The 3,447-nt window shown below is 55.4% G+C and carries 4 protein-coding genes; 2 read left to right on the top strand and 2 right to left on the bottom strand.

All coding sequences use genetic code 11. The features are described 5' to 3' along the window. Both VMJ32_10660 and VMJ32_10655 read right to left on the bottom strand, forming a co-directional pair. Positions 1 to 203 (bottom strand): efflux RND transporter permease subunit (locus tag VMJ32_10660; protein HTQ39482.1); only part of this gene is annotated, 203 nt, incomplete at its 3' end. A 62-nt stretch (positions 204 to 265) separates the two neighbouring features. Next, positions 266 to 1,576 carry an efflux RND transporter periplasmic adaptor subunit gene (locus VMJ32_10655; GenBank protein HTQ39481.1) on the bottom strand — a complete coding sequence of 437 codons (1,311 nt, stop codon included), beginning with the start codon at positions 1,574 to 1,576 and terminating at the stop codon, positions 266 to 268. Between the two features lie 589 nt (positions 1,577 to 2,165). Between VMJ32_10655 and VMJ32_10650 the strand changes: the two genes are divergently transcribed. Next, complete coding sequence (locus tag VMJ32_10650) at positions 2,166 to 2,645, top strand: hypothetical protein (GenBank protein HTQ39480.1); 480 nt, start codon at positions 2,166 to 2,168, stop codon at positions 2,643 to 2,645. Positions 2,646 to 2,749: 104 nt separating this feature from the next. Next, entirely contained in the window at positions 2,750 to 3,244 is a 495-nt protein-coding gene (locus VMJ32_10645) for a hypothetical protein (protein ID HTQ39479.1), read from the top strand. The last annotated feature ends 203 nt before the right edge of the window (positions 3,245 to 3,447 follow it).

The raw sequence follows: 3,447 nt of genomic DNA, 5'->3' as shown, positions 1-3,447 counted from the left end.
TGTTCGATGGGCGCGGCCACGCTGTCGGCCACCACTTGAGCGTTGGCGCCGGGATAGCTGGCCGTCACCTGCACGCTGGGGGGTGTAATGTTGGGATATTGCGCCACCGGCAGCGAAATGACCGCCACACCGCCCAACAGCAAAATGACAATCGAAATCACCCAGGCAAAAATCGGGCGTTCGATGAAGAATTTGGCAAACATGAGCGGGGCTTTCAGACCAGGTGCTTAGGCGATGTGCTTGGACGGTCAGTGCGTGAAAATTACTACTGTGCCGAAGGTTGAATTTCCACTTTCATCCCGGGGTGGATGCGCTGCAGGCCGCCGATGATAATGCGGTCGCCGGCCGCCAAGCTGGGCTCGGCTCCCTTTTCGTCGGGCTTGGCTATGCGAATGCCGTTGGCGTCGCTCACGATCTGTTCCGGCATGGCCACTTGCAGATTATCGGGTTGCACTTCACCCACTTTAATAGGACGGTATTCGACCATATTGTCGGCATTGGCCACGTACACATATTTCTGCGATTGATCGGTCCCGATGGCGGCTTGCGGCACGAGCAGCGCCGGGTGGGCATCGCCAATCGGCAGCCGCACACGTAAAAACATGCCGGGCGCAAACACCCGGGGGCCTTGAGGGGGCTTGGGGTTGGCAATCACGCCACGCACTTGCAGTGTGCCGGTGGTGGGATCGATTTGATTATTGACGAAATCGATGTAGGCCGTGTACGGATAATCCTCACCGCCGGTCAGGCCCAAATCGACAGGGTATTTTTCGTATTTGTCTTCGTCGCGGGCCGATTTCAATTTGCCTTCGCGCATGAGCGTGGCGATGCGTTCCAGCGTGACTTCGTCGATGTCGAAGTAAGCGTACATCGGGTCTTCCGAAACGACGGTGGTCAGCAGCGTGTTGGCTTCGACCAAGTTGCCGACCGATAAAAGATTGCGGCCGACGACGCCGTCGATGTCGGTCTTCACGTCAGTGAATTGCAAATTCAACAGCGCGGATTCCGAGTTGGCTTGCTGGGCGGCGACTTCGGCCTCTGCTTTTCCCTGGGCCGCCAAATACTTGTCGACATCTTGCGCACTGATGGCGCCCGGCGTTTTAGCCACGACCAGGGCTCGGGCGTAATCGGCCTGGGCCAATTGCAACTGTGCCTTGGCCAGATTGACTTGCGCGATTGCCTGATCGTACGTGGCCTGATAGGGGCGTGGATCGATTTTGAACAGCACCTGGTCGCGCTTTACTTCTTGGCCGACAATGAAGTTAAAATCCTTCACCGGCGGCTGATCGCTCTTGGCGTCGTAATTCCAGCGCACCAAATAGCCGTTCACCTTGCACCGCACGTCCAGCGAATACGGGGCGTCGGAGCGGCCGGTAAAATACTCATAATCGGTCACGGATTTTGTCACCGGCTGCTGCACGCGGACCAGGGGAGGCTTTTCGTCGGCGGATGCGGCGCTATGTTCCTCTTCGCAGCCGCTTTGCAGGAGCGCGAAAGAAATCAATCCGGCCACCGCGAACATGGTCCAAAATGGCCGCGACGCCGCAGGAGAACGATTGCCGATCGATCGGATCATGGCGGGCTCGTCAGAAAATCATGCTGGATGAAGTGATGCAATTCTTCACGGATGCTGTAAAGCTTCTTATGGATATAGGTTGCGAAATAACATCGTGGCTGCAGTTCAGCCACTATTGGGTTCGATTATATCGCTTAAACGCAATTTGCCAGCGAAAAATGATGCGCCGGCGGAAGTTGTAGCGGTCGTAAATTGAGGCCGCGAATTGTTTACACAGCCACGTGAATCCTTCGCCGAGAGACGCTGCGCCGCGGATTCATGGGCGCGACAAATTCTAAACAGCCGCGGTGCGGTCTTCCGCATCCCTCTACTGGCGGTTCAGTTCCCATCAACGGCCTGTAGCTGCGTTGCCGATCTGCATTTTTATGGGGCTCTTCTTTAGCCGGACGGGTCCCCAAAAGAGCCGCTGGAATCGGGCAGTTCCAGCGGCTTTCCTTTTTTTGGCCATGGCGTTTCTGTCGCGTGGCCTCTTTCACCGGTCGGTTGCTTGCCGCGTTTTCACAGGCTACGATAGGCGGCAGCCTAGAAACTTTTTGCCGCCAGGCCGTAGCGGCGGAGTTCCACTGGACCATCTCACGAGGAGTGCATCATGCGTGCTCGGCTGTCGGTCATGTTCTTAATGGCCAGCCTGTGTTTGATCGCTGTGACGCGGGAGTTGAAAAGCGATGAGAAAGCCCCACCCAGCGACAAAGAAATAATCGATTTGGTCGGGACCCGGATGTCTAAAGTGTTCGTCAAGCTTGGCTATCCAGACGATTTGCTACCGACCGACGTTAACGCGGATGATCCGGAAGTGTTACTCGATTATGGGTCCTATGGCTTCAAAATACAAAATCGGGTGGTGGATTGCTGCATCTTTTTTTCGAATTGGAAAGGAACGGTTTACGGCGCAAAAATTGGGGATTCGCAAGACGACGTCGTCAAGAAGCTGGGCCAGCCGGAATCTACCAATAAAGACTCCGATGGCTTGCCGTACCTGGTGTGGTCGTTCAAAGATCAGGATGGGTATTTGATGATTAACTTCGACAAGGACAATAAAATGGACCGGGCGGTGGTGAACGCTGAGTAAACGCAATGTGACAGCGGCGCATTCGAGAAAATAGGCAGAGAGCGGGCAAGCTTCATGTTTTTCGGCAGCCGTCCACAAAACGACTAATCAAGAGGAAAAAGATTATGAGCAAGGCCCAAAGCGTTGGCGGATTGATCGTGCTGACGGCTGCCATGCTTTTCGCTCGGCTGGGGAGCGCCCAAGAATTGGTCCAGGGTCAAAAGCCGCTGCCCAGCGTGGACGATGTTGCCGCCATGTTGAAGCAACCGCTGGCCAGTGTGTTTGCGAAATTCGGCGCTCCGGTTGATGTTTTTGTCACCGGCGCGAAATCTAAAGATCCCGGCGTGATTGCCGATTACGGAAAATTTGGGTTTGAGATTCACGATAAAAAGGTGACGAATTGCAACTTTTGGGCAGAATGGCCGGGCGTGGTGTTCGGTGCGAAAATTGGCGACGGACCGGACGACATGGTGAAGGCTATGGGCAAGCCCGCCGAAGACATTAAAAACGCCGACGGCACGGAGATGATGACCTGGCACGCCAGCGATAAGAAATTCAACATTTCGGTAACGTTCACCAAAAAGCACATCAGCGACGGAGTGATTATCGAGCCGGAGTGACAGCCGGTCACGGAAGGACGGTTTGTGCTAAACTTGCAGGGCCATGATGCCCAACCTTTCATTGCTGGCGGTGCTGCGCTGGTCGACCGACTGGTGGCTGCTGTTTTTAGCACTGAGTTACCTGCTGGCCGTCGTCAGCGTGCCATCGGTTTTATTGCAGCGGCGCGGTCGACCCCACTCGGCGGTAAGTTGGCTGCTGGTGT

This window comes from Pirellulales bacterium (assembly GCA_035499655.1).
Lineage (GTDB): Bacteria > Planctomycetota > Planctomycetia > Pirellulales > JADZDJ01 > DATJYL01.
Note: the sequence above shows the minus strand (reverse complement) of the source record. Positions and strands in the feature narration are given on the sequence as shown.

What these genes read in the sequence shown, in the direction of transcription:
- VMJ32_10655 (HTQ39481.1), bottom strand. Translation starts at nt 1,576, where the DNA reads ATGATCCGATCGATCGGCAATCGTTCTCCTGCGGCGTCGCGGCCATTT.
- VMJ32_10645 (HTQ39479.1), top strand. Translation starts at nt 2,750, where the DNA reads ATGAGCAAGGCCCAAAGCGTTGGCGGATTGATCGTGCTGACGGCTGCC.
- VMJ32_10650 (HTQ39480.1), top strand. Translation starts at nt 2,166, where the DNA reads ATGCGTGCTCGGCTGTCGGTCATGTTCTTAATGGCCAGCCTGTGTTTG.